We start from the raw sequence: 23841 nt of genomic DNA, 5'->3' as shown, positions 1-23841 counted from the left end.
ACCTGAAACCGTCGGGCCTTTCCTGCGGAAATTTGGTGATTCCTCCAGTAATTTCAGCAGCTTACCGTTTATGGACGGGCACTAGCCTAATCAGTCTTGGACAGTCTGACCAGTGGGAGTGATACTCGGCCATCCCAACCAAAGGAGACCGACATGCAGTTCTTTGCCCTTCTCACTCGCAACACCGAAAAGTTTACCGATGCCGATTTCGCGCCGCTGCTGCCCGCTGAGGCCGAACAGCGCCGAACGCTTTACGCCGAAGGCGCGGTCCGCCAGGTATGGAACCGCGGCGATATACCAGGCAGTGGCATGATGTTCGAGGCCGGCAGCGACGCAGACGTGCGCGGCCATCTCGCCACCTTGCCCCTGATCAAGGCCGGCATGATGGATATCTCCGCAATCGTGCCGCTCAATCCTTACCCTGGGTTCGGCCCGAAGCGTTGAGAGGACGCAATCCGGTGGCGGCGAAGGCGTCACCACCGGATTGACGCGGCGATCGACAGGCTGTGATCGGCTGTCAAGAAACCGTCACACGAAACCGGCTTCGCACGTGCTAGAAATTGGGATCAGGCGACCGCCACGCGGCGCCATGTTCGAAACCTGAATCTGGCGCCTCGCCCATGGATATCGCTCTCGCCCCGGAAGGCACCGACCTGTCGCCTTACCTGCCTGATGAGCACGGGTTGTTCTTCATCTATTACTTCACCGCAGAGGGCGTGCGAACCAGGGACGCCGCGGCCGCGCACTGGACATGGCGCAGCTACCAGATCACTGACCTGCACGCACGCCAGGAGATCGGCGCCGAAAGGGCTTTGCCGGGGCCGGTGCGCGACGCCTTCCTTGCTCCGAGCCATGGCTGCCACATCGACTTCGAGGATGGCTGGCTCTATGGCGATCTGCCGGATCTCAGGCACGACTTTTCGGAGGCGCGCGGACTCGTCCATTTCCGCTTCGCCTTCAACGACACGATGCTGATCGGCGCTCGCAAGCAGCCGCTGGAATCGGTCGACGCCGTCCGCAAGGCGGTGGAAAATGGATCGCGGAAATTCCGCTCGCCGGCGGAACTGATAGAGGCGGTCACGGGCCAGTCGCTCGACGGCATGTCGGCCGAGCTCCGCAAGCTGGGCGACACGCTCGACGGCATCGAGGACCGTGTCGTGCGCGATGCATGGCACAATGAACGACAAGCGCTGGTCGAGGCGCGCCGACAATTGGTGGTGATCCATCGGCAGATGGCGACGATCACCAATCTGTTCCGGCATCTCGATCATTCGCATCGCAACGAGCTGCCTGACCCGATCAACGACATGGCGGTCAGGCTCTCGCAACGGGCGCATACGCTCTATCACGACGGCGAGCAGTTGCAGGCGCGCACTAGGCTGTTGCAGGACGAGCTGATGGCCAAGCTGACCATGCAGTCGAACCAACTCCTCTATGTCCTCTCTGTCATGACCGCGGTGCTGTTGCCGATGACCATCATCTCGGGCCTGTTCGGCATGAATGTCGGCGGCCTGCCTCTGGTCAACACGCCGATGGGTTTTTGGGTGGTATCGGCGGTATCGCTCGTTATCGCTGCCGCCACCTATCTGTTCGTCAGGCGGCTCGGCCGGGGAATGTAACGCCAGCGGCTTTCACACCGAGGCGCGAAAATCCTCGATGACGGTGCCAGCGGCGGCGACTTCCGCTTCATGGTCGGGCTCGCGCCAGGTCTCGGCAAGGCCAGCCGCATACCATTCGCGCATCGCCGGCAAGGCAAGCAATTGCGCCGGATAGGCGACGGCCGCCCCTTCGAAAACGAGCCCGTACGACTGAGCCCGAAATGCCACGGGAGCAAAGAAGGCGTCGACGGCAGTAAAATGAGCGCCGGCCAGAAACGGCCCGCCGAAACGGGCGAGACCATCGTTCCAAAGATCGCCGAGGCGAAAGAGATCCTGCTTCAGCGCGTCGGACATCGGAAACGGCTTGACCCGCACGCCGCAACTCATCGGACAGTCACCGCGCAGTGCGGTGAAGCTCGAATGCATTTCGGCGGCGGCCGAGCGTGCCCAGGCGCGTGCCTTGGCTTCGACGGGCCAAACGCCATGATGGCGCTCCGCCAGGTATTCGGCGATGGCGAGCGAATCCCAGACCGCCCAACCATCGTCGATCAGGCACGGCACACGGCCGCTGGGTGAAAACGACCGGTAGAGCTCCCAACTCGATCCGGTCGGGAATGGCGTCAGCCGCTCCTCGAATGGGATATCCAGCGCCCGCATCAGCACCCATGGCCGCAGCGACCACGAGGAATAGTTCTTGTTGGCGATATGCAGCAGGTACATCCGAATCTCTTACTGTGCGGGCTTCGGCGCAGCCCTGCGCGCGGTCGTCAACATCGACCAGGAATACATCGCCAGTGCCGTCCAGATCAGCGCAAAGGCGATGGCCTGGGTGGTGCCGAAAGGCTCATCGAAAATCAGCACGGCGATCAGGAACACCATAGTCGGCGCGATGTACTGCATGATGCCGATGGTGGAGAGGCGCAGCAGCTTGGCGCCGAAGGCGAACAACAGCAGCGGCACCGATGTGACCGGACCGCAGCCGATCAGCAACGCGGTGTCCGTGGCATTGCCGGATACGATGTGGTCCTGTCCGGTCGCGATCAGATAGATGATGTAGCCAAGCGCCGGCACCGACAGCAAAAGCACTTCGAGCAGAAACCCCTGGCTGGGGCCTATCGGCAGCGTCTTGCGAAAGAAGCCGTAGGCGGCGAAGGAAAACGCCAAGGCCAGCGACACCCAGGGCAGCTTGCCGCCTTCGATGGTCAGTACCGCGACGGCGACCGCCGCCAGTACCACTGCTGCGATCTGAAGCCGGTCAAGCCGCTCGCCAAGCAAAAGGGCTCCGACGACGACGCTGACCAGCGGGTTGATGTAATAGCCGAGCGCAGTTTCGACCGTGCGGTCGACGGCGATCGCCCAGACGTACACGCCCCAGTTGACCGAGATCAGCGCCGCCGTCAGCGCGGCCATGGCGATAGTGCGCGGCGAACGCAGTGCCGCCTTGAAATCCGCCGTGCGGCCGGCCCAGACCAGAACGGCGGCGGCGATCGGCACTGACCAGACGATGCGGTGGGCAATGACTTCGGCGAGCGGCAGATGCGCCACGGCCTTCATGTAGAAGGGCAGCATTCCCCATAGCAAATAAGCGCCCAGTGCGAGCAGGAAGCCGCGACGGGCCTTGGAATCAGCGTCCAGGATAATTGCTTCAGTGGCCATGGGCCAACGCTATGGCCCAGCCACTTTGCCAAGACCATCGCAAAGTTCTGATGGATCAATGGACTTTCGCTGATGGTTCAACCGCCATTGTCCTGAATGCATTGCAAGCTTATTCGTCCGCAATACGATTCTAGGGCTGAGCCGTCTTCTCAATTAGCTCGAAGAAAGTGCGGTCGGGAGCACCTTCATCGTGCCGGAAGCCCGTCAGCTCGGCCGCAAGATCAAGAGGAAGGTCAAAAACAAAATCGACTGCGGTACCTTTGATGTCTTCTTCGTCCTGCTTTGAAAAACATCGCCGTTTTAACGCTTCAAATGATGATGGAAGATCGCCCGTGGTATGCAGATCCCTGACATTCTTGTCGGCGCCATGCCATACTTGCCAGATATTCTTGCCGTTGCGCCAGAGTTCGACACGTGCGAACATCATATGCTCTTCTATATGTGCCATTATGACTTCGCGGCCTTGCGAAATCGCGGCCAGATACTGGGAGGGCGGGTTTGGGAAACTGCAGGGCTGGAGAATGATGATCGCCCAGTGCTTTTCGCTGGCATAGACGCTTATTGGCGCATCGAAATCTTCGGATGGATCACCGAGTTGACGCCCGAACAAAGCGGCGGCTTCCTTTGCGCCGTAATCGCGAAAGCCTAGCCAGCTGATCGAAAAACCCATCGCCTCACTCCGCCGCCACCAGGCCGGCCATCTCGCGGTTCTTCATCAGTTTGTAGACAATGGAATCCATCAGCGCCTGGAACGAGGCGTCGATGATGTTTTCGGAAACACCGACCGTCCACCAGCGCGCGCCGGTGCCGTCATGCGATTCGATCAGCACGCGAGTGATCGCTTCGGTGCCGCCATTGAGGATACGCACCTTGAAGTCGGCAAGCTCCATGTCGGCGATCTCGCCCTGGAATTTGCCGAGATCCTTGCGCAGCGCGATATCGAGTGCGTTGACCGGGCCATGCCCCTCGGCCACCGACATCTTCTCCTCGCCGTCGACCAGCACTTTCACGATCGCTTCGGACACCGTCTTCAACTGGCCGTTGGCGTCGAAGCGGCGCTCGACCATGCAGCGGAACGAGGTGACGTTGAAGAATTCCGGCAGGCCGTGCAGCATCTTGCGCGCCAGAAGCTCGAAGCTGGCGTCGGCGCCCTCATAGGCGTAACCCTCGGCCTCGCGCTCCTTGACCACTGATATCAGCGCATCGAGCCGGTGGTCGTCCTTCGGCACGTCGATGCCGCGCCGCTTCAGTTCGGCTAGGAAATTGGCCTTGCCGCCCTGGTCCGAAACCATGACGCGTCTGCGGTTGCCGACCGTTTCCGGCGGCACATGCTCATAGGTCGCCGGCTCCTTGGCCAGCGCCGAGGCATGGATGCCGGCCTTGGTGGCGAAGGCCGAGGCACCGACATAAGGCGCCTGCGCTTCCGGGGCGCGATTCAAGAGCTCGTCGAAAGCGCGCGACAGACGCGAAATGCCAGTCAGCGCCTCAGCCGAAATGCCCGTCTCGAAACGATCGGCGAAGGCCGGCTTCAGCGCCAGCGTCGGCACGATCGAGATCAGATTGGCGTTGCCACAGCGCTCGCCGATGCCGTTGAGCGTGCCCTGGATCTGGCGCACGCCGGCCTCGACGGCGGCCAGGGAATTGGCCACCGCCTGGCCGGTGTCGTCATGGGCATGGATGCCGAGATGATCGCCTGACATACCGGACGAAATAACCTTCTCGACGATGGCGCGGACTTCCGACGGCTGCGTGCCGCCATTGGTGTCGCACAGCACCACCCAGCGCGCGCCTGCATCATAGGCGGTCCTGGCACACGCCAGCGCATAGCCGGGATTGGCCTTGAAGCCGTCGAAGAAATGCTCGCAGTCGACCAGCGCCTCCTTGCCGGCGGCGATCGCCGCTTCGACAGAGGCCTTGATGGCGTCGAGGTTTTCTTCGTTGGTGCAGCCGAGCGCGACACGGACGTGGTAGTCCCAGCTCTTGGCGACGAAGCAGATAGCGTCCGACTTAGATTGCACCAGTGAGGCAAGGCCGGGATCGTTGGACGCTGATACCCCTGCCCGCTTGGTCATGCCGAAGGCGGCGAATTTGGCACGTGTCGTCCGCTTCTCCTGGAAGAAGGCCGTGTCGGTCGGGTTGGCGCCGGGATAGCCACCCTCGACATAGTCGAGGCCGAAGGCGTCAAGCAGCTTGGCGATGGCGATCTTGTCCTCGACGGAAAAGTCGATGCCCGGCGTCTGCTGGCCATCGCGCAGTGTGGTGTCGAAGAGATAGAGGCGTTGTTTTTTCATAGTCCTGCGGGTGCGCGAGCACCCCCCTCTGGCCTACCGGCCATCTCCCCCTCAAGGGGGGAGATCGGCAGCTCGAATGCTCCGCCATCCCTTGCTGCGCCGAATATTTGCGAAAGCCGAAATGCAAGCCAATCTCCCCCCTTGAGGGGGAGATGTCCGGCAGGACAGAGGGGGGCGAATGGCACTGTCATTTCTTCCCCGCAAAACCATCCGTCGCGCGGATCAGTCGGTCAAGAATCCCCGGCTCCGAATAGGCGTGGCCGGCACCCTCGATCAGGTGGAAATCCGCCTTCGGCCAGGCCTTGTGTAGCGCCCAGGCATAGCGCGCGGGGCACGGCATGTCGTAGCGACCGTGGACGATGGTACCGGGAATCTCGCTCAGCTTGTGCGCGTCGCGCAGCAGCTGCCCTTCCTCGAGCCAGCCGGCATGGACGAAATAGTGGTTCTCTATACGGGCGAAGGCGACGGCATAGTCGTCCTGCCCAAACGGTCCGCTGGTCTCCGGCTCCGGCAACAGCGTGATGGTTTCGCCTTCCCACAGGCTCCACGCGCGCGCTGCCTCGATCTGGGCCTTGTGGTCACTGCCGACCAGCCGCTTGCGATAGGCGGCCATCATGTCGCCACGCTCGGCCTCGGGGATCGGCGACAGGAACCGCTCCCATTTGTCCGGGAACATTTCAGAGACGCCGAACTGATAGTACCATTCGAGTTCGGCGCGCGTCAGCGTGTAGATGCCGCGCACCACCAGTTCGCTGACCCGTTCAGGGTGCGTTTCGGCATAGGCCAACGCCAGGGTCGAGCCCCAGGAGCCGCCGAACACCAGCCATTGGTCGAACCCGGCCATTTCGCGCAGCCGTTCGATATCGGCAACCAGATGCCATGTCGTATTGGCTTCGAGCGAGGCATTGGGCGTCGATTTTCCGCAGCCGCGTTGGTCGAACAGGATGACGTCGTAAAGGCTCGGGTCAAACAGTCGCCGGTGTTTTGGCGAGATGGTGCCGCCCGGCCCACCATGCAGAAATACCGCCGGCTTGGCGCCCTTGGTGCCGGAACGCTCCCAGTAGACCCGATGGCCGTCACCGACATCGAGCATGCCGGAATCGAACGCCTCGATTTCGGGGTAGAGGGTACGCAATTGACAGCTCATAGTTGCAAACCTTTGATCGGCCAGTCCGCTGTTTCATGGTCGGGGTGCTGGAAGGAGATGATCTGCTCCTGCCTCGCGTAGTAGTCGGGGTCTTGGTGAACGGGCTGGTCGAAGATCGTCTCCACCCAGGGCAGCCGCGCTGCGTAATTGACCTGGATCTGCGGTGCCAGGTCCGAACGATCGTCGAAGGCGCCGATGGCGATCTCCAGTCCACCAGGCTGCCGATAGGTAAGCGGCGTCCCGCAGCGGGCGCAGAAGCCACGATCGATGTTGACCGACGACTGGAAGTAACTCGGCTCTTCATGGGTCCATTCGACGCCATCCCTGGGCACCGTCACCAGCGCACCGAAGAACGAGCCGAACTGCTTCTGGCACATGCGGCAATGGCAGATCGAGGGACGGCCGAGCGCTCCATGAATGCGGAAACGCACGGCGCCGCACTGGCAACCGCCGGTTCTTACCTGATCGGTCATGACTTCTCCTTTGGCGGCCATTGTTCGGTGTCGTGGTCTGGGTGCTGATAGGAGACGAGATCGGCCAGATAGGGGGCCGCCGACATATCGGCCATTGTCTCCTCGCCCGGCAGTTCCGGGATCGTATCGACATAGGGCAGCTTTGCCTCCGTGCCCCACTGGATCAACGGCACGATCTCCGCCGGATTGTCGAACGCACCGATCGCCAGCCCGACACCATCCGGCGCGGTGAAGGTCAGCGGCGTGCCGCAATTGGCACAAAAACCACGATCGACATGGTTGGATGAGCGAAAATATTTCGGCTCACCGCGCGTCCAGTCGAGCTTCGCCCCGCGCACTGAAACAAGCGGCGCGTAGAACGAGCCAAACGCCTTCTGGCACATGCGGCAATGGCAGATCGAAGCGTCTCCCAACGCGCCTTCGACGCGAAAGCGCACCGCGCCGCACTGGCAGCCGCCGGTATAGATCGGCCGATTGTCGAGGCTCATCGCCGCTCACTCCGTGGCATGGCAGACGGCCTCGACATTGTTGCCGTCGGGATCGAGGACAAAGGCGGCGTAGTAGTCCAGGTGATAGTGTGGTCTCAGGCCCGGCCCGCCATTGTCCTTGCCGCCGGCGGCAAGTGCCGCGGCATGGAAGGCTTCGACCTCGGCGCGGCTGCGCGCGGTGAAAGCGACGTGCTGGCGGTCCCTCGGCTTGTCCTTGCCGGTACTCAGCCAGAACACCGGGCGGTCACGGCCGTAGCCACCGACCTTGGCGCCGCCGGTGTATTCGAGCGGCACCATGTAAAGCAGCGAGGCCCCAAGCGGCGCCATCGCCTTGTCATAGAAAGCCTTCGAAGCGTCGAAATCGGCAACAGTGATGCCGAGATGGTCGATCATGAAATTGCCTCCCTTGCTCGTTCGCCCGCCGGCATTTCGGCGCCGGCAAGGCCGGCCTCGATCACGATGTGCTGGCAGACATTGTCGATATCGCGAATGACGTCGTCGTTCCAGAAGCGCAGGATGGTCCAGCCGCTACTCTTCAAATATGCGCTGCGCTCTGAATCGCGCTCTACGTGCTCAGCGTCTGCGTGCTGGCTACCATCAACCTCAATGATCAGCTTTTTGTCCGAGCAGGCAAAATCGACGATATAAGGGCCGATTGGCACCTGCCGGCGGAAGCTTAAGCCCATTAGCCGATGCGCGCGAAGCTCGTTCCAGAGCTTCAGCTCGGCGTCGGTCATCACACGACGCATGGATTTTGCGTTCTTGCGCTGGCGTGATGGGACGAGGTCGTGACCCATCAGGCACCTTCGTACGAGAAGGCTGCTAAACGTTGCAGAACAGGTCTACTCGGTGGAGCTGCCAATCTCCCCCCTTGCGGGGGAGATGCCCGGCAGGGCAGAGGGGGGTGCTGTCCCGCCGGCCTATCCGCTGAAGGCCGCTGCCTTCTCGGGAAATGGTTGAAACGAGGGAGTGCAAACGGTAACGCTGGCGTTCCTTCACACCCCCCTCTGTCCTGCCGGACATCTCCCCCGCAAGGGGGGAGATTGGCTGTCGCCAGCGTCTCCGCCAACCTTGCAAAAGAGTTTCGCGCCAACCTCACCGCTTCACCTCCCAAGTGGTGATGCGTTCGCCAGTGACCGGGTCCTTGCCGTCCTTCAACTGTATACCTTGTGCAAGCAGTTCATCGCGGATGCGGTCGGCCTCGGCCCAGTTCTTCGCGGCGATGAATGCCAGGCGCTTGGCGATGGCCTTGGCGATGTAGTCTTCATCGACCTTCGCCGACGCGACATCGAAGCCGAGGAACAGAAGCGTCGCCTTCAGCGACGCTGCGGCATCGTTGCCGTCGGCTGCCTCGCCGGCCAATTGGGTCAAAACCTGGAAGGCAGCATAGGTGGCGAGATCGTCGGACAAGGCATCGATGACCTCCACCGGCAACTGCCCCGCCGCCGACGCTAGGTCCGCCGCCCGCTTCCATTTGCGCAGCGTGTTCTCGGCCTCTTCCAGCTTGCGCACGGAAAAGTCGATCGGCTCGCGATAATGCGTCATCAGCATCGCCAGCCGCAGCACCTCGCCCGGCCATTTGCGGCCACCGAAGGTCTCGGTCTCCAGCAATTCGTTGATCGAATAAAAATTGCCAAGGCTCTTCGACATCTTCTGGCCTTCGACCTGCAGGAAGCCATTGTGCATCCAGATGTTGGCCATCACATCGGTGCCGTGGGCGCAGCGCGACTGGGCGATCTCGTTTTCATGGTGCGGGAAGATCAGGTCGAGGCCGCCGCCATGAATATCGAAGACTTCGCCAAGATAGGCGGCCGACATTGCCGAGCATTCGATGTGCCAACCCGGCCGGCCTCGGCCCCATGGCGAATTCCAGCCCGGCTCCTCCGGCGACGACAGCTTCCAGAGGACAAAATCGCCGGGATTTTTCTTGTGCGCGTCGACGGCGACGCGGGCGCCGGCCTGCTGCTCGTCGAGATTGCGCTTTGACAATTGACCGTAGTCAGGCATCGACGCCGTGTCGAACAGGACTTCGCCCGCGGCAACATAGGCATGGCCGCGTTCGATCAGGCTTTGGATCAAGGTGATCATGTCCACCTTACCGTCAGCTCGGGGCTCGACGAATTCGGTGGCGCGCGGCTCGACCGTCGGCTCCAAGCAGCCAAGAACCGCCACGTCGCGGTGAAACTGATCGGCGGTCTTTTCGGTGACCCTCCGGATCGCTTCATTGAGCGAAAGCTTGCCTGAGGCGATCTCGCCGCCAAAATCCCGCAAGGCGCGCGCGTTGATCTTGTCGTCGACGTCGGTGATGTTGCGAACATAGGTGACATGCGCCTGCCCATAGACATGGCGCAGCAAGCGGAACAGCACGTCGAAGACGATCACCGGCCTGGCATTGCCGATATGGGCAAAGTCATAGACGGTTGGGCCGCAGACATACATGCGCACATTGCGCGCATCGATCGGGATGAAATCCTCCTTCGTCCGCGTCAGCGTGTTGTAGAGGCGCAGGCCCTTCGATGCGTCAGACATTCGTGCCTTCCCGGTCTGTTGTGTTCAGGACCCCGCCTAGCGCCGAGGCGCAAGACCGAATTCCAGCCTGCTGGCCGGGGCGTTTGTCCAATCTGGGAAAGATGAGGCGAAAACGTCCGGACCAGCGCGAGGCTAGCCAATAATGCAAATGCCACAAATGGCGAAAGACGTTTTCATGGCCGGCTTTATCGCCTTGGCCAGTGTTGCCGTCAAGTCGCTAGTTTCGGCAAAAACGTCGCTGGATCACAGGTAATGATGCACAGAGACATTTTATTAAACATGTCGGCACAGTCATGAAACATTCGTCGACTAGATCAGCAGGCGTCACGATTTGGTCAGAATCGGCCATCAAACGCGGACACGAAAATGTTATCTGGGAAGAGAGACATGCCTCGCAGCAAACAAGAATCCAACCGCGCCAAGCAACCGGCGCTGGCCAACCACTATCGCGCAGTCGGTCCTGCCGCGATCGTCGCCGCCCTTCTGCACACCGCGAAGAAGAACAAGCCGGCACAGAAGATCGTGTCGCCCCGCGCCGCCTGAAGCGGTTTGCGACCGGCCGCATAGCCGGGCATGATGGCGCCGATATGCGCCTCTCAACAACGGCCTCAGGCTAAAACAGCGTCATCTGACTGTCGTCCGCGCCGGGCTTCCGGCGCTTGACCTTCTCGGGCTCCGGCCCGATCTCGCCCCGCTCCTGAATCTCCGGTCCAGTGTTGGCGACCTTGTTGACGAGGTCGGAGATGGGAATTGCCTCGAAGAAATCGAGTTGTGTCGGCCGCAACAGGTCGGCCACATCGCGCGGCTCGAGCGTGCGGCAATCCAGCCAGCGGGCGAAATCCCTGGGATCGATCACCACCGGCATGCGATCATGGATATGCGCGATATCGGCATTGGCGTTGACTGTCAGGATGGCGCCGGTGTCCATTTCCGAACCGCCCGGCTCGGCATAGGTCTCGATCAATCCGGCAAAGGCGACCAACCCGCCATGCTTGGGTCTGATCCAGTAGGGTTGCCCCTTCCTGCCACCGGTTTGCCGCCATTCGTAGAAGCCGGAGGCCGGTACCAAAGCACGGCGATGGCGCATCGCCGTTTTGAACGAGGCCTTTTCGGCAGCGCCCTCAGAACGCGCGTTGAACAGCAGTGGAAACTCGCTTGTGTCCTTCACCCAGGTCGGGATCAGCCCCCAGCGCACCAGCATCGGCTGGCGGTCCGGCAGATTCGAGCCCGGCGCTCGCGGAGGGCCGGCGATCACCATCAGGACCGGCTGTGTCGGCGCGATGTTGTAGCGTGGCGGGAACTCCTCCAGTTCGGCCAAGCCCAGCACGGCGGCGGTCTGATACGGCGTCGCGGTCAAGGCAAAACGTCCGCACATTGTCTGTTGCTGCCCTCGAATGGTCTGGTTCAAAAGTGGCGATGGAACCGGCGTTGCGCAACCGCTAAAGCTCGCCCATGCTGGGCGGTCCACAACTACCTCCACGCCTGATCGGGATCCATGAACGAAGCGCGTAAGATACTGCCTGCAGTCTCGGTCGCCATCGTGCGTGCGGATACCGTGCTTCTGGTCAAGCGAGCCCGGCAACCCTCGCGAGGACTCTATGCCTTTCCGGGGGGCAAGGTCGAACCCGGCGAAACGCTGGAGCAGGCTGCCGCCCGCGAACTGCTGGAAGAGACCGGCTTGCGGGCCACCGATTACCACCCGCTTCGGGAAATCCATATCGACGGCAGGGACGACAGCCACCCCGTCGATTATCTCCTCACGGTCTTCGGCGCAGCCTATGCCGGCGGTGAGGCGGTGGCCAGCGACGACGCCGAGACGGCTGCGTTCTATACGCTCAGCGAGATGGCGACACTGCCGCTTGCCGGCTCGGTGTTCGCGGTTGCCGAAGACTTGTTGAATCCCGGCGGACACGGCAGGCCCCAGTCCTGAAAATCGCCTTGCAGGCGACAAATTGTTTCGTCACAAAGACTTATGCTGTCTGGCAAAGCCAGAACGGCTTATGCCGTTCGGCAGAGAAGATTCATGAACCGTTCATCCATGCTCCTCGCCATATGCCTGTCCGTCAGCGCAGCCGTTTCGATACGGCCCGCACTTAGCGCCGAGTCGCCGTTCGAGCCGGGGCTGATGCGATTGGCGGAGGTTTTGGGGTCGCTGCATTTCCTGCGCAATTTATGCGGCGAGAAGGGCGACCAGTGGCGTGTCGAGATGGAGAAGCTGCTCGATTCGGAAAATCCGGATGCCGAGCGGCGCGCCCGTTTCATCGCCAGCTTCAATCGCGGCTATCGCTCCTTCGGCGGCACTTATACGCAGTGCACACCCTCGGCGACCGAAGCCATCAGCCGCTATATGAAGGAAGGCGAGACGCTGTCACGCGATATCGCCTCGCGTTACGGCAACTAGGCATGTCGCCCAAAGTGCGCAGCGGCTTTGGATAAGACGGCATAAATTAGAAAGCCTAGAGCGCGTTGCCTGACTCCAACGAAAAGCGACGTGCTTTGGGCGTTTCAACTCCTCATCAACAATTATCCGGGCCATTGCCGGTGACAGCCGACATGTCCGGCTTGTGCCAGGCGATATCTTGGTGCAATCCTCATGTGGCGCTTCTGCAACAGTATTAACAAAACCTTATCGCGAGAATGCGGAATTAACTCAAACTGAAGGTTTTCGCCCCGCGTGCCGCGCTAATCGGCTAAGTTTGACTCGGGTCGAACGCAGCCTCGCGCAAGGCAACCGGTCTTTGTAACATACGATCAAAAAAATGTCGTATTTACAAATACTTAATTGCCTCGCGTGTGAAATGAACAGATCAGGCCTGATCCACATCGATGGATCGCTGCTTGAAAGGTGGACATTCGCTTATGGAACATGGTGTCAACGACATCGACGCGCTGGTCCGGGAAGAAAAACGCCTGACCGCCGTGGAAAGCCACAGCGAGGCCTGGGCGGAAGGTCTCTCCGCCGGCATAGAGCCCGAGATCATTGCCGAAGCAGCGCTCGAAACCGCCTTCGGTGAGATGTTGCGTGCCAATGGCGAGACCTCGGCCCTTGCCCTGCTCGACCGTATGCGTGAAAAGGTGATTGCTGGCGCCTTCGAACCTGAACGGCTGCGGCACTGAACCGACGTCCGGCTCTTTGACGACGGAACGCCGCTCGGGCGTCATGCCCGGAAGCAGGGAGAAACGGGCAGTGAGTTTTTCGATGTCAGGCGAGCCGCGTGGCTTGGTCCTTTGCATCTGCTTCGCCGCTTGCTGTGCCGCGATTCCCATGGTTGTATGTCTCGCAAGCAGCCCCGCTTATGCGCTGAGCGAGATCAAGCGCGAAGAGCTACCTCCAACAGTCACGCAGCCGACGGACGACGACATGTCGCCCCCGGGAAGCACCGTGCCGATGCCCAACCCAGTCGGAACGCCGCCTCCGGCCGGCCAGCCGGCTGCTCCGGCCGAATCCGAGCCCGACAGCCCGGCAGATGGCGGCGTGACCAGGCCGCGCGTCGATCCAGACACGCCCCTGCCGGAGGTTGTCTACGATCTCGGCAAGCTGCCGGAACCGGTCCGGCGCATGCATGATCTGATCGTCGAGGCCTGCAAGGGCGGCGACATCGAAAAACTGCGGCCCTTGATCGGTACGGGCGACAGCATGACGCAGATATCGCTGACCGACATAGACGGCGACGCCATCGCCTTCCTTAAAGGCCTCTCGGGTGATCCGGATGGCCAGGAGATCCTTGCCATCCTCGAAGAGGTGCTCAATGCCGGTTATGTTCACCTCGATGCCGGCAAGCCGGAAGAACTCTATGTGTGGCCGTATTTCTTTGCCATGCCGTTGGACAAGCTGGATGCCAAGCAGCGGGTCGAACTGTTCAAGATCGTCACCGCTGGCGATTTCGACGACATGAAGCAGTTCGGCGCTTACATTTTCTACCGTGTCGGCATTACGCCCACCGGACAATGGACCTTCTTCGTCGCCGGGGATTGAGTTCCGCCAGCTATCGACGCGGTCCCTCGTCGATGCCGGTATCCGGCCGAAAGGAACTTCAGACAGTGGTCAAAAGGATGCCGTGACCAAACTTATCTGCCAGAGTCTGGATAAGCAGCTTTTCACGCGTCGTAAGACGCTTTTGATCGACAAAACGCCAATTTCGCTCGTATAGCGCAAATGCCTCCTCGGCTGGAATCGAGCGCGCAGGGTCGCGATTCCAAGCAAGTGCACCAAGCTCTGGAAGCTCGGCAGGGACAATCATGGGCGCGATATCTGCGTTCATAGCCCTCTTAACTTAATGGATCGCCGGTTAAAATCCGACGCTTGAACCAGCTATCCAACCAATGCCTCGGAAAACTCCACCGCTTTGCCCTGGCTTGGCGTGGCGATCTCGCCTTCCCACATGACCCGGCGGCCGCGAATGACGGTGCCGAGCGGCCAACCGGTCACTTCTCTCCCGTCATAAGGCGTCCAGCCAGCTTTCGAGCCGGCCTGCGCGTTGGTGATGGTTTCGCGCCGCTTCATATCGACGATGGTGAAGTCCGCGTCGTAGCCGGCGGCGATGCGGCCCTTTCTCGCCATGCCGAAGATGCGTTGCGGGCCGTGGCTGGACAGGTCGACAAAGCGTTGCAGCGTCAATCGGCCGGCATTGACGTGGTCGAGCATGATCGGCACCAGCGTCTGTACGCCGGTCATCCCCGAGGGCGAGGCCGGATAGGGCTTTGCCTTCTCGGCCAGCGTGTGCGGCGCGTGGTCGGAGCCGAGCACATCGACGATGCCTTGCGCGATGCCGTGCCACACGCCATCGCGATGGCGCGCGGCGCGCACCGGCGGGTTCATCTGGATCAGCGTACCGAGCCGCGCATAATCGTCCGCGCTCAGCGTCAAATGATGCGGCGTCGCTTCGCAGGTCGCGACATCCTTGTGCTGTTCGAGGAACATGATCTCCTCGGCCGTCGAGATGTGCAGGACATGGATGCGGGCGCGAACATTGCGCGCGATGCGTACAAGCCGTTCGGTGCAGCGCAAGGCGGCGATCTCATCTCGCCAGACCGGGTGCGATGACGGATCGCCATCGATGCGTTCGTTCAGACGCTCGCGCAGCCGGAACTCGTCCTCGGAATGAAAGGCGGCGCGACGGCGCGTGTTTCGGAGGATCGATGCCACGCCCTCGTCGTCTTCGACCAGCAGATCGCCGGTGGACGAGCCCATGAAGACCTTGATCCCGGCCGCACCCGGCAGCCGCTCGAGCTCGCCGACATCTTTCGCATTCTCGCGCGTGCCGCCGACCCAGAATGCGAAATCGCAGTGCATGCGACCGCTGCCGCGCCGAACCTTGTCGGCAAGGGCTGCCTCGCTGGTGGTCAAGGGATTGGTGTTGGGCATCTCGAACACGGCGGTAACGCCGCCAAGCACCGCCGCGCGCGAACCGGTTTCCAGATCTTCCTTGTGCTCCAGTCCAGGTTCACGAAAATGCACCTGGCTGTCGATGACTCCCGGCAGGATATGCAGGCCGCGGCAGTCGATCGTCTCGCCGGCCGAAGCCTGGCGGAGATCGCCGATGGTGGCGATGCGCCCGACCTTCACGCCGATATCGCGGACCCCTTCGCCATCATGGTTGACCACTGTGCCGCCTGTCAGGATGAGGTCGTAGATCATGGCCATGCTCTCTTGCGGGGGGAGTGCCAGCGGCTTACGTAAAGGCCGACCATTTTGCAAGATCAGGCTGCTTTTCCGCCCATGCCCTTTGCCCAGCTCAAAGACCGCGCCCTCATTTCCGTCTCGGGTCCCGACGCCGAGCATTTTTTGCAGAACATCCTGACCACCGATCTCGACATATTGGCTCCTGGCGAAGCGAAGCCCGGCGCGCTGCTGACGCCGCAAGGCAAGATCCTTTTCGATTTCCTGATCTCGCGCGCTGGCGAGAATGCATTCCGGCTCGAATGCCGTGCCGATATCTCGGACGATTTCATGCGCCGGCTGACGCTCTACAAACTGCGCGCCAAAGTCGAGATTGCCAAATCCGATCAGGCGCTTGTCACCGTCGCATGGGGACCTGAATCAACGCCCTCACAATCTGATTCAACGGCGGTGACCGACACGCGCTTTCCGAGCGGCGCCGTCACGCGCTCCTATAGCAAAACTGATGATCGAAGCGACCTCGCCGCATGGCACGCCTTCCGTATCGCCGGCGGTGTTGCCGAAAGCGGCAGCGACTACCAACTTGGAGACGCTTTCCCCCATGACGTGCTGTTGGACGAAACCGGCGGTGTCGGGTTCAGAAAGGGCTGCTATGTCGGCCAGGAGGTCGTCTCGCGCATGCAGCATCGCGGCACCGCCAGGCGGCGCGTACTGATTGCATCGGCCGACAGGTCCCTGCCCGCATCAGGCACCGATCTAACCGTCGCGGGACGGCCGGTTGGCACGCTCGGCTCGACTGTCGGCACGACCGGTCTGGCTATTGCCCGCATCGACCGGATCAAGGCGGCGATCGACGCCGGTCAGCCGATCATGGCCGGGGACGCCACCGTTTCACTTGCCATCCCGGCCTGGGCAAAATTCGCCTTCCCGCAGGAAGCCGTCAGCGCGGAGGAGGCCTGATGGCGGCCGACCGTGTCGGCGCGCCGGCACGCGCCTGGCAGCGCATGCTGTCGGGCCGCCGACTCGACCTGCTCGACCCCTCGCCGCTCGATATCGAGATTTCGGACATTGCGCATGGGCTCGCTCGCGTTGCCCGCTGGAACGGCCAGACCAGCGGCGAACATGCCTTTTCGGTTGCCCAGCACTCGCTGCTGGTCGAGGCGCTGTTCTGCGATCTGGTGCCTGAGGCTTCGCCTGATGCGCGGCTGGCCGCGCTACTGCACGACGCCCCCGAATATGTCATCGGCGACATGATCTCACCGTTCAAATCGGTGATGGGCGGAAGCTACAAGGACTGTGAGTTGCGGTTGCAGCGCGCCATCCATCTGCGCTTCTCGCTGCCGCCGGAACCAGCCGCCGCGCTGCGCAAGGAGATCAAGCGCGCCGACCAGATCGCCGCCTATTTCGAGGCGACGCTGCTTGCCGGGTTTTCGACCGCCGAGGCGACCGAATTCTTCGGCCGTCCGCGCGGCTTCAATGCCGACCGCTTCGACCTCACGCCGCGATCGGTGACCTGGGCGCAGAATGCGTTCCTGAAGCGGTTTTCCGCCATCGAGAGGTCGCGGCATCAAGCTTCGGCGTCCGCGGTCGGCTAAAACGCTAAATTAACCGGCGGCGACCACAGTAGCTCGTTCGATGACGATCCGCAGGCGCCTCATGCCCGTCGCTGATGCCAAGGGTGGTTCGGCCGTCCCGGATCGGGAGCCCGAAGGCATGGATCGCTCGCGCCACATGGAAGACGAATTGCGCGAACAGAACGAACGTTTTTCGGCCGCGGTCGAAAACATGTCGCATGGCCTTTGCATGTTCGACGCCGACGAGCGGATGATCATCTGCAACGGCAATTATATCAACATCTTCTGTCTCGACCCTAAGGTGATACGGCCCGGCATCCCGTTCCTCGACATTCTGCGCCATAGCGTCGACATAGGCATCGCCTCGGAAAGCGCCGAACAGCTCTACGCCATCCGCAAGCCCTATATCGACCAGGCGAAACCCTCGACCTATGAGGAGACGTTGTCGGATGGTCGCATCATCAACATCTCGCATCGCCCGCTGGCTCTGGGCGGCTGGGTCTCGATCTACGAGGACATCACCGAACACCGGCGCGCCGAACAAGAGCTCAAGGAGCAGCACCGCCGCTTCGACGCCGCGCTCGCCAACATGTCGCAGGGCCTGCTGATGTATGACGCCGACGGCAAGATGATCGTGCGCAACGGGCGTTTTCTGGAACTCTACAAAGTCACCGCGGCGGACTTCCCGCTCGGGACGACGCACCGCGACGCGCTCGAACGATTGCTGGAACTTGGCATCTATACCAAGATCGACGTCGATAGCGAAGTCGCCAAAACCGAAGCCTGCCTGGTGGCAGGGAAAATGCATTCGGCGTATCGGCATCTTACCGACGGCAGGACGATTCTGGTCACACGCCAGCCGATGAGCGGCGGCTGGGTGGCGACCTTCGACGACGTCACCGAACGCCGCCGCACCGAAGAGCGCATGACACATCTTGCGCATCACGACACGCTGACCGGGTTGCCCAACCGCCAGATGTTTCGCGAACGCCTCGACCTTGCGTTGGAAGACCCGGCGGCTACGCCGCTAGCAATCTTCTCGCTCGATCTGGATCGCTTCAAGGCCATCAACGACAGCTGGGGGCACCCGGCCGGCGACTGGCTGCTGAAGACCGTGGCCGACAGGCTGCAGCGTTGCCTGCGCAGTGAAACGGATGTCGTCGCCCGTTTCGGCGGCGACGAATTCGTCATTATCCAGTTCAATTTCAAGGGTATCGCCGATGCTGAGAAACTGGCGAAGCGGATCGTCGAAACGATCGCAAAACCCTTCCGCGACAAGAGCCGCGATATGCATGTCGGCATCAGCATGGGCATCGCTGTGTTTCCCGACGATGGCAGCGACGCCGATACGCTGCTGAAAAACGCCGATACGGCGCTCTACCGGGCGAAGAGCGAAGGGCGCAATCTGTACCGTTTTTTCGAGCCCGGAATGGACGCCATGGTGCGGGCACGACGCGCACTCGAGACCGATCTCGAGGCAGCGCTGCCTCGACAGGAATTCGATCTCGATTTCCAGCCCATCATGAACATCGCCTCCGGTGAGATCGTCGGTGCCGAAGCCTTGATGCGCTGGCATTCGCCGGAGCGGGGCACGGTGGCGCCCGACAAGTTCATTCCGGTCGCCGAAGAAACCGGACTGATCGTGCCGCTTGGCGAGTGGGCGCTTAGAAAGGCTTGCACCGCTGCGGCAGGCTGGCCAGCCGGCCTGCACATCGCGGTCAATGTCTCGGCCGTGCAGCTCAAAAGCGGCGACTTTGCCCGTAGCGTCATCTCGGCTCTCGCCTTTTCCGGCGTGCCCGCCGACCGGCTGGAACTGGAAATCACCGAAACCGTGCTGATGGATGAGAGTGAAGCCGTGCTGAGAACATTGCGGCAGTTGCGTGGGCTCGGCATTCGCATCGCGCTCGACGATTTCGGCACCGGCTATTCCTCGCTTGGTTATCTCAGGCGTTTTCCCGTCGACAAGATCAAGATCGACCGTTCGTTCATCCACGATCTGGGCAATCGCGACACTGCGGCGATCGTTCGCACCGTCATTGGGCTGGGTGCCGAGCTTGGCATCACCGTCACCGCCGAGGGTGTCGAGACCGAGGCGCAGCTCGACATGCTGAGAGGCAATGGCTGTAACGAGGCGCAGGGCTATCTGATCGGCGTGCCGTCAAAGGCGGCCGATATTCAGCGCCTGTTAGAATCCCGTTCGGTGCATAGCCAAACCGGGTGAGCCGGCCTTCATCAGCGTAGCATCTCGAAGTATTTGCCGTGGAAGCTGACATAGCTCGGCTCGACCACCTTTCAAATGCCCTCCAATCAGCGTATGAAACTGCGGCAGTTGATGAGAAGGCGCACCGCGTGATGCTCGGCATGCAACTCTATGCGGTTATGTCAGCCGCGATGTGGTGCACGCGGAGCTCGCCTGGTCCCCATCACGAAAGGTGCGGTAAATTTCCTTGCGACTTCAGCCGGCAAAAACCTCGAAGCCCGGTTGACTACCGCCCCGGTCGATCCAGCCGCTCCAGGAACCACTGCGTCAGCCGCACCCAGACTTCGTCCTTTTCGCCGGAGTCCTCCCAGCCATGGTCGAGGTTGGGGTTGTCGTTCACCTCGATGACGAAGACGCCGTCCTTGGTTTCCTTGAGGTCGACGCCATAGAGCCCGTCACCGATGCAGCGCGCCGCCTTTACCGCCGTCTCGACGACATGCGCCGGCGTTTCCTTCAGCGTGAAGGTCTTGATGCCGCCCTGGTCGGGCTTGCCGTTGGCCTTGTGATTGACGATCTGCCAGTGCTTCTTGGCCATCAGATAATGCACGGCAAACAGTGGCTGGCCGCCGAGCACGCCGACGCGCCAGTCATATTCGGTCGGAATGAACTTCTGCGCGATCAGAAGATCGGAATCCTCCAGCCATTCGGTGGCGAGCGTCTTCAGTTCATCGAAGTTGGCGCACTTCTTGACGCCGCGCGAGAATGACGAATCCGGGATCTTCAGCACCAGCGGAAAGCCCAGTGTCTGCGCCGCCAGTTCGAGGTCCGAGGTACCGGCGATCATCACTGTCGGCGGCACCGGGACCTTGTTGTAGGCCATCAGCTCGTTGAGATAGACCTTGTTGGTGCAGCGGATCATCGACAATGGATCGTCGATGACCGGCATGCCTTCCTGCTGGGCGCGGCGGGCGAAACGATAGGTGTGGTTGGAGATCGAAGTCGTCTCGCGGATGAACAGCGCGTCGTAGTTGGCGAGCTTGGCGAGGTCCCGCTTGGTGATAGGCTCGATTTCGACGCCCATCTTTTCGGCGATCTTGGCCCAGTAGCGCAGCGACGATATCTCCGACGGCGGCAATTCCTCATGCGGATCGACCAGCGTGGCGAAGGTGTAGCGCGCCGGCGTGCGGCCCTTGGTGTCGCGCCACTCGCGGTTGGTGTAGGTCTCCAGGCACTGGATGAAGCTTTTTTCCTCGTCCTCGGTCATGCGCGCCAGCGGATGGAAGCCGATCTTGCGGATCGAGGCCCATTCGGCGCTGTCCTTGATGTGGACTTCAAGCGCCGGTGCGCGGAACCAGTCGAACAACAGCTTGGCGAAACGGTCCCAGATTTTCGACGGCCCGATGCCGAAGAAGATGCAGACTTTTTGCGGGAAGGCGCCGCCGAGGTCCTTGCGGCATTTGTTGAGCGCCAGCTCCAGTTCCGGCAGCGCGTGCTCATAAAGCTTGCGCTCCGACAGATCGATCATCGTCTCGACCGTCGGGATCACCTTATGCCCGCGCGAGCTTGCCAGCAGCGAGGCATAGTAGCCTCGGCTCTGGTAGGCGTAGTTGTTCGAGAGGTTGATGACTTTCGGGCGCTGGCCGCGAAACAACGAAGGATGCGCGAGATAGTCGCGATTGGTGATGATCTTGTGTGGTGTCGCCACCTGGTCGAGATCGCTCTGCCTGCCTGTAAGAATAACCCAGGTCATTGTTATCAGCGCTTTCCCAGAGTGATGGCGGCACGCAGTCCGTCGCGGCCAAACTGCGCCATGTTCATGAAGATGCCGTAAGGCACGGGAATATTGGCGGCATCAAGGATCGTCTCCTGCCTTTCGTCCTCGACCCAAGGATCGTGGATCAGGATATGGTCGCCGTCATCGCCGATCGCCAGCACCCAATGCGGCACCTTCTTTCCGAACATCAGGAAGCCGCTGATCAGCACCAGCACCAGTTTTCCCCCAGCGATCGCGGCTCTGATATCGTCGATGGTGAACGGACGGTAATTCACCGGGATGCCGTAAAGTTCCGCGCGCCGGCGAAAGTCGACCTGGGCCAGTTCCATCACCCGGCGCTTGTCCTCGCTGCGCACCGATTGCAGGAACAGCGCGCCGTAGAAGGAGACGTAGACCTCCGCCGCAAGCCCGCTTTCGTACCCCGAGACAGCAAGGCCGAAAGGCTCACACCCGCCCGGCCCCGACATCATGAAGACGGTCGTCGCCTCGCGCCACAGGCGGATTTCCATGACCGGATCCGGCACGAAGCCGCGATCGAAATTGGCCATGGCCATCATCAGGCAGCACGGGCCGCAAGTGAATTCGCAAGTCTGCTGGTAGAACGGCACCTTGGTGGCGATCGAAACGTCGCCGCGCAAGGTCTTTTCGTAGCGCAGCGCCGTCTCGCCATCCTCATAGTAGCCTGGTTCGCGGCCGATCTTGCGATAGCCGGCTTGTTCGTAGATGCAGATCGCGCGGCTGTTGTCCTCGCGCACCTCGAGACGCAGCATCATGCGATCGTGTTCGAAGGCGGCCTCTTCGGCGGATCCGAGCAGCATGCGGCCGACACCTAGCCCACCGAAAAACGGACCGGTGGCGATCGAATAGAGGCGCGCCACACCGCTTCCCTTGCGAAACAGCACGATCGCGTAGCCGGCCACGCGGCCATCGACTTCGGCGACCAGGGTCTCGGCGGTTTCACGTTCGATGAACAGGCGGAAGGAGCGGCGGGAAATACGGTCGGTCGAGAAAACAGCTTTCTCTATGGCGGCGAGATCATCGACGTCAGACGCGCGGGCCGTGCGGATCTCGGCAGGCATGCGGCTTCAGAGAACCTCGATTGGTGGTGGGAAATGCCCTACTTGAAACGTTCAAGACATCAGTCGAAATACTGATGGCCAGAAAGCGCTATCGCACCTCGAATAGGGCCGAATTGTGACAGATTCGACAGCAGTCGGCGATGTAAAAACGCGTTGAACCAGATCACCAACATAGATCGGTGTTGCCATCAAAAGCGGCGCCTTTCAACTGGCCAGGCCGGCCAGAAGCTGACCATAGGCGCTCTTTGCCACGATGGCCAATTGCTCGCGCGGCAGCGAGCCGACGACGGCGCAGCCATAGCCCTTGTCCAGCCAGTAGACGGCCCGGGGACCGTCCTCCGCCGATGCATAAGTTCCCTTGGCGTTCTCCGCTGATTGTGCCGTCACGAAGAGAGATATGCGCTGGCCCTTGCCGTCCTCGTAGAGCAGCATCGCGGCCTTGCTCTCTCCGGCTGGCAGCAACCGGCCGCCGACCAACTGGAAACCGTTCGCGGTCAGGTCCGGCGCCACCAGCTTCAGCCCTACCCGATTGGACAGCCAGGTCTCCAGATGATCCTTGTCGCTGGCCGGCACTTCGACCGCATGCCGCTTTTCAGCGGCGAAGACGACATGGGCCGCGATTGCCTGCTCGGCCAGCCGATCCTCCGCCGGGTTCTCCAGCCCGATGCCATCGATGCCGGCAAGGTAGCCGCCAAGCCCGCCGGCGACCACAAGCACGGCAGCGGCCGCGGCAAGCCACCAGCGCGAGCGTGGCATCGCGACCTTGACCGGTGCCTCGCCGAGCACGACTTTGCGCAACCGCGCAGGCACGGGTTCGTCCAGCACTCCGGCGAAGGCGGCCTGCAACGCCGTCCGATCGGCGGTGAAGCGGGCGCTCTTGGCCTTCATCTCGGGATTGGCGTCGAGCCAGGCTTCGTAGGCGGCGCGCTCGTCGCTGGGCAACTCGCCATCGAGCGCCATGTGGATGTCACGTTCGGAGAAGTCACGGCGGATCATTTCTCGACGATCCTTATCGCGCGGCGACGCGCCGTGTCGTCCAGCAATCCGCGCAATTCCTCACGCCCGCGCGCGATGCGCGACATCAGCGTGCCGGCGGGCACGGCAAGAATGCTGGCGGCTTCGGCATAGGAGAAGCCTTCGATGGCAACCATGACCAGGGCTGCGCGGCGGTCGGGGCTGATCGCCTGCAACGCGTCGATGATCTCGCGCGAGGCGATGCTCTCCATCTGCTCGGACGGCTGGGCGACTGCCTCAGCGGCCGCTAATGGCAGCATCGCCGCCTCGCCGCGGCGGTTCACCTTGCGCATCTGGTCGATGAACAAATGATGCATGATCGTAAACAGCCACCTACGGGGGCTTTCTCCTGTCTGCCAGTTATCGAGCCGCACAAGCGCCCGCTCGAGGCAATCCTG

At 61.7% G+C, this 23841-nt stretch carries 27 protein-coding genes; 10 read left to right on the top strand and 17 right to left on the bottom strand.

Annotated elements, in window-relative coordinates; translation table 11 throughout:
- Positions 1 to 153 precede the first annotated feature (153 nt).
- A complete protein-coding gene (locus NKH57_RS29435; RefSeq protein WP_352949626.1) occupies positions 154 to 444 on the top strand; it encodes a muconolactone Delta-isomerase family protein in 291 nt (96 codons plus the stop codon).
- A gap of 176 nt (positions 445 to 620) precedes the next feature.
- Entirely contained in the window at positions 621 to 1619 is a 999-nt protein-coding gene (locus NKH57_RS29430; RefSeq protein ID WP_352949624.1) for a transporter, read from the top strand.
- Between the two features lie 12 nt (positions 1620 to 1631).
- On the opposite strand, the gene NKH57_RS29425 is transcribed toward NKH57_RS29430, so the two are convergent.
- From NKH57_RS29425 to cysS, 10 genes are all read right to left on the bottom strand, one after another.
- Positions 1632 to 2318, bottom strand: a complete 687-nt coding sequence (locus NKH57_RS29425) for a glutathione S-transferase family protein (protein ID WP_352949622.1) — start codon at positions 2316 to 2318, stop codon at positions 1632 to 1634.
- 9 nt (positions 2319 to 2327) lie between these two features.
- Positions 2328 to 3254, bottom strand: coding sequence for an EamA family transporter RarD (rarD, locus tag NKH57_RS29420; RefSeq protein WP_352949620.1), 927 nt, complete (start codon positions 3252 to 3254; stop codon positions 2328 to 2330).
- A 130-nt stretch (positions 3255 to 3384) separates the two neighbouring features.
- Complete coding sequence (locus NKH57_RS29415) at positions 3385 to 3924, bottom strand: hypothetical protein (RefSeq protein WP_352949618.1); 540 nt, start codon at positions 3922 to 3924, stop codon at positions 3385 to 3387.
- A 4-nt stretch (positions 3925 to 3928) separates the two neighbouring features.
- A complete protein-coding gene (cimA, locus tag NKH57_RS29410; protein WP_352949616.1) occupies positions 3929 to 5545 on the bottom strand; it encodes a citramalate synthase in 1617 nt (538 codons plus the stop codon).
- A 187-nt stretch (positions 5546 to 5732) separates the two neighbouring features.
- On the bottom strand, positions 5733 to 6692 hold the full coding sequence (gene pip, locus NKH57_RS29405; protein WP_352949614.1) for a prolyl aminopeptidase: 960 nt from the start codon (positions 6690 to 6692) through the stop codon (positions 5733 to 5735).
- Positions 6689 to 7165 (bottom strand): GFA family protein, encoded by a 477-nt coding sequence (locus tag NKH57_RS29400; protein ID WP_031261007.1) that lies wholly within the window; start codon positions 7163 to 7165, stop codon positions 6689 to 6691. Before NKH57_RS29400 ends, pip begins: the two co-directional genes overlap by 4 nt.
- Positions 7162 to 7653: a GFA family protein gene (locus tag NKH57_RS29395; RefSeq protein ID WP_023762059.1), complete on the bottom strand. Its 492-nt coding sequence runs from the start codon at positions 7651 to 7653 to the stop codon at positions 7162 to 7164. Before NKH57_RS29395 ends, NKH57_RS29400 begins: the two co-directional genes overlap by 4 nt.
- 6 nt (positions 7654 to 7659) lie before the next feature.
- Entirely contained in the window at positions 7660 to 8046 is a 387-nt protein-coding gene (locus NKH57_RS29390) for a VOC family protein (RefSeq protein ID WP_352599182.1), read from the bottom strand.
- A complete protein-coding gene (locus NKH57_RS29385) occupies positions 8043 to 8450 on the bottom strand; it encodes an endonuclease domain-containing protein (protein ID WP_352599184.1) in 408 nt (135 codons plus the stop codon). The genes NKH57_RS29390 and NKH57_RS29385 overlap by 4 nt, the downstream gene beginning before the upstream one ends.
- Before the next feature lie 298 nt (positions 8451 to 8748).
- Positions 8749 to 10182, bottom strand: coding sequence for a cysteine--tRNA ligase (gene cysS / locus NKH57_RS29380; protein ID WP_352949611.1), 1434 nt, complete (start codon positions 10180 to 10182; stop codon positions 8749 to 8751).
- Between the two features lie 387 nt (positions 10183 to 10569).
- Between cysS and NKH57_RS29375 the strand changes: the two genes are divergently transcribed.
- Positions 10570 to 10725 (top strand): hypothetical protein, encoded by a 156-nt coding sequence (locus NKH57_RS29375; protein ID WP_023762063.1) that lies wholly within the window; start codon positions 10570 to 10572, stop codon positions 10723 to 10725.
- Between the two features lie 70 nt (positions 10726 to 10795).
- Here NKH57_RS29375 and NKH57_RS29370 read toward each other — a convergent pair whose 3' ends face one another.
- On the bottom strand, positions 10796 to 11557 hold the full coding sequence (locus NKH57_RS29370) for an SOS response-associated peptidase (protein WP_352949609.1): 762 nt from the start codon (positions 11555 to 11557) through the stop codon (positions 10796 to 10798).
- Between the two features lie 120 nt (positions 11558 to 11677).
- Between NKH57_RS29370 and NKH57_RS29365 the strand changes: the two genes are divergently transcribed.
- The 4 genes from NKH57_RS29365 (at position 11678) to NKH57_RS29350 (ending at position 14158) form a co-directional block, all read left to right on the top strand.
- A complete protein-coding gene (locus NKH57_RS29365; protein ID WP_023762065.1) occupies positions 11678 to 12112 on the top strand; it encodes an NUDIX hydrolase in 435 nt (144 codons plus the stop codon).
- Between the two features lie 93 nt (positions 12113 to 12205).
- Positions 12206 to 12583, top strand: coding sequence for a TIGR02301 family protein (locus NKH57_RS29360; RefSeq protein ID WP_031261008.1), 378 nt, complete (start codon positions 12206 to 12208; stop codon positions 12581 to 12583).
- Between the two features lie 458 nt (positions 12584 to 13041).
- A complete protein-coding gene (locus NKH57_RS29355) occupies positions 13042 to 13299 on the top strand; it encodes a hypothetical protein (protein WP_008874920.1) in 258 nt (85 codons plus the stop codon).
- A 70-nt stretch (positions 13300 to 13369) separates the two neighbouring features.
- The gene (locus NKH57_RS29350; RefSeq protein WP_352949606.1) at positions 13370 to 14158 is read left to right on the top strand and encodes a hypothetical protein; all 789 of its coding nucleotides are present in this window, start codon (positions 13370 to 13372) and stop codon (positions 14156 to 14158) included.
- A gap of 58 nt (positions 14159 to 14216) precedes the next feature.
- On the opposite strand, the gene NKH57_RS29345 is transcribed toward NKH57_RS29350, so the two are convergent.
- Both NKH57_RS29345 and NKH57_RS29340 read right to left on the bottom strand, forming a co-directional pair.
- Positions 14217 to 14444: a hypothetical protein gene (locus NKH57_RS29345; RefSeq protein WP_352949604.1), complete on the bottom strand. Its 228-nt coding sequence runs from the start codon at positions 14442 to 14444 to the stop codon at positions 14217 to 14219.
- 50 nt (positions 14445 to 14494) lie between these two features.
- Positions 14495 to 15826, bottom strand: a complete 1332-nt coding sequence (locus NKH57_RS29340) for a dihydroorotase (RefSeq protein ID WP_352949602.1) — start codon at positions 15824 to 15826, stop codon at positions 14495 to 14497.
- 75 nt (positions 15827 to 15901) lie between these two features.
- On the opposite strand from NKH57_RS29340, the gene ygfZ reads away from it, so the two are divergent.
- The 3 genes from ygfZ (at position 15902) to NKH57_RS29325 (ending at position 19597) form a co-directional block, all read left to right on the top strand.
- A complete protein-coding gene (ygfZ, locus tag NKH57_RS29335; RefSeq protein ID WP_352949600.1) occupies positions 15902 to 16762 on the top strand; it encodes a CAF17-like 4Fe-4S cluster assembly/insertion protein YgfZ in 861 nt (286 codons plus the stop codon).
- Positions 16762 to 17397 (top strand): HD domain-containing protein, encoded by a 636-nt coding sequence (locus NKH57_RS29330; protein WP_352599196.1) that lies wholly within the window; start codon positions 16762 to 16764, stop codon positions 17395 to 17397. The genes ygfZ and NKH57_RS29330 overlap by 1 nt, the downstream gene beginning before the upstream one ends.
- A 61-nt stretch (positions 17398 to 17458) precedes the next feature.
- Positions 17459 to 19597: a putative bifunctional diguanylate cyclase/phosphodiesterase gene (locus NKH57_RS29325; protein ID WP_352949598.1), complete on the top strand. Its 2139-nt coding sequence runs from the start codon at positions 17459 to 17461 to the stop codon at positions 19595 to 19597.
- Between the two features lie 265 nt (positions 19598 to 19862).
- Here the strand turns inward: NKH57_RS29325 and NKH57_RS29320 are convergent, their stop codons facing one another.
- The 4 genes from NKH57_RS29320 to NKH57_RS29305 form a co-directional block, all read right to left on the bottom strand.
- Positions 19863 to 21326, bottom strand: coding sequence for a RimK family ATP-grasp domain-containing protein (locus NKH57_RS29320; protein WP_352599200.1), 1464 nt, complete (start codon positions 21324 to 21326; stop codon positions 19863 to 19865).
- A gap of 5 nt (positions 21327 to 21331) precedes the next feature.
- Positions 21332 to 22429: a peptidase C39 family protein gene (locus NKH57_RS29315; RefSeq protein ID WP_352949596.1), complete on the bottom strand. Its 1098-nt coding sequence runs from the start codon at positions 22427 to 22429 to the stop codon at positions 21332 to 21334.
- Between the two features lie 204 nt (positions 22430 to 22633).
- Complete coding sequence (locus NKH57_RS29310; protein ID WP_352949594.1) at positions 22634 to 23425, bottom strand: anti-sigma factor family protein; 792 nt, start codon at positions 23423 to 23425, stop codon at positions 22634 to 22636.
- Positions 23422 to 23841 (bottom strand): RNA polymerase sigma factor (locus NKH57_RS29305; RefSeq protein WP_352949592.1); only part of this gene is annotated, 420 nt, incomplete at its 5' end. The genes NKH57_RS29310 and NKH57_RS29305, both read right to left, overlap by 4 nt.

It is taken from the genome of Mesorhizobium sp. M1050 (genome assembly GCF_040318715.1).
GTDB lineage: Bacteria > Pseudomonadota > Alphaproteobacteria > Rhizobiales > Rhizobiaceae > Mesorhizobium.
This window is presented reverse-complemented; position numbering and strand designations above follow the sequence as displayed.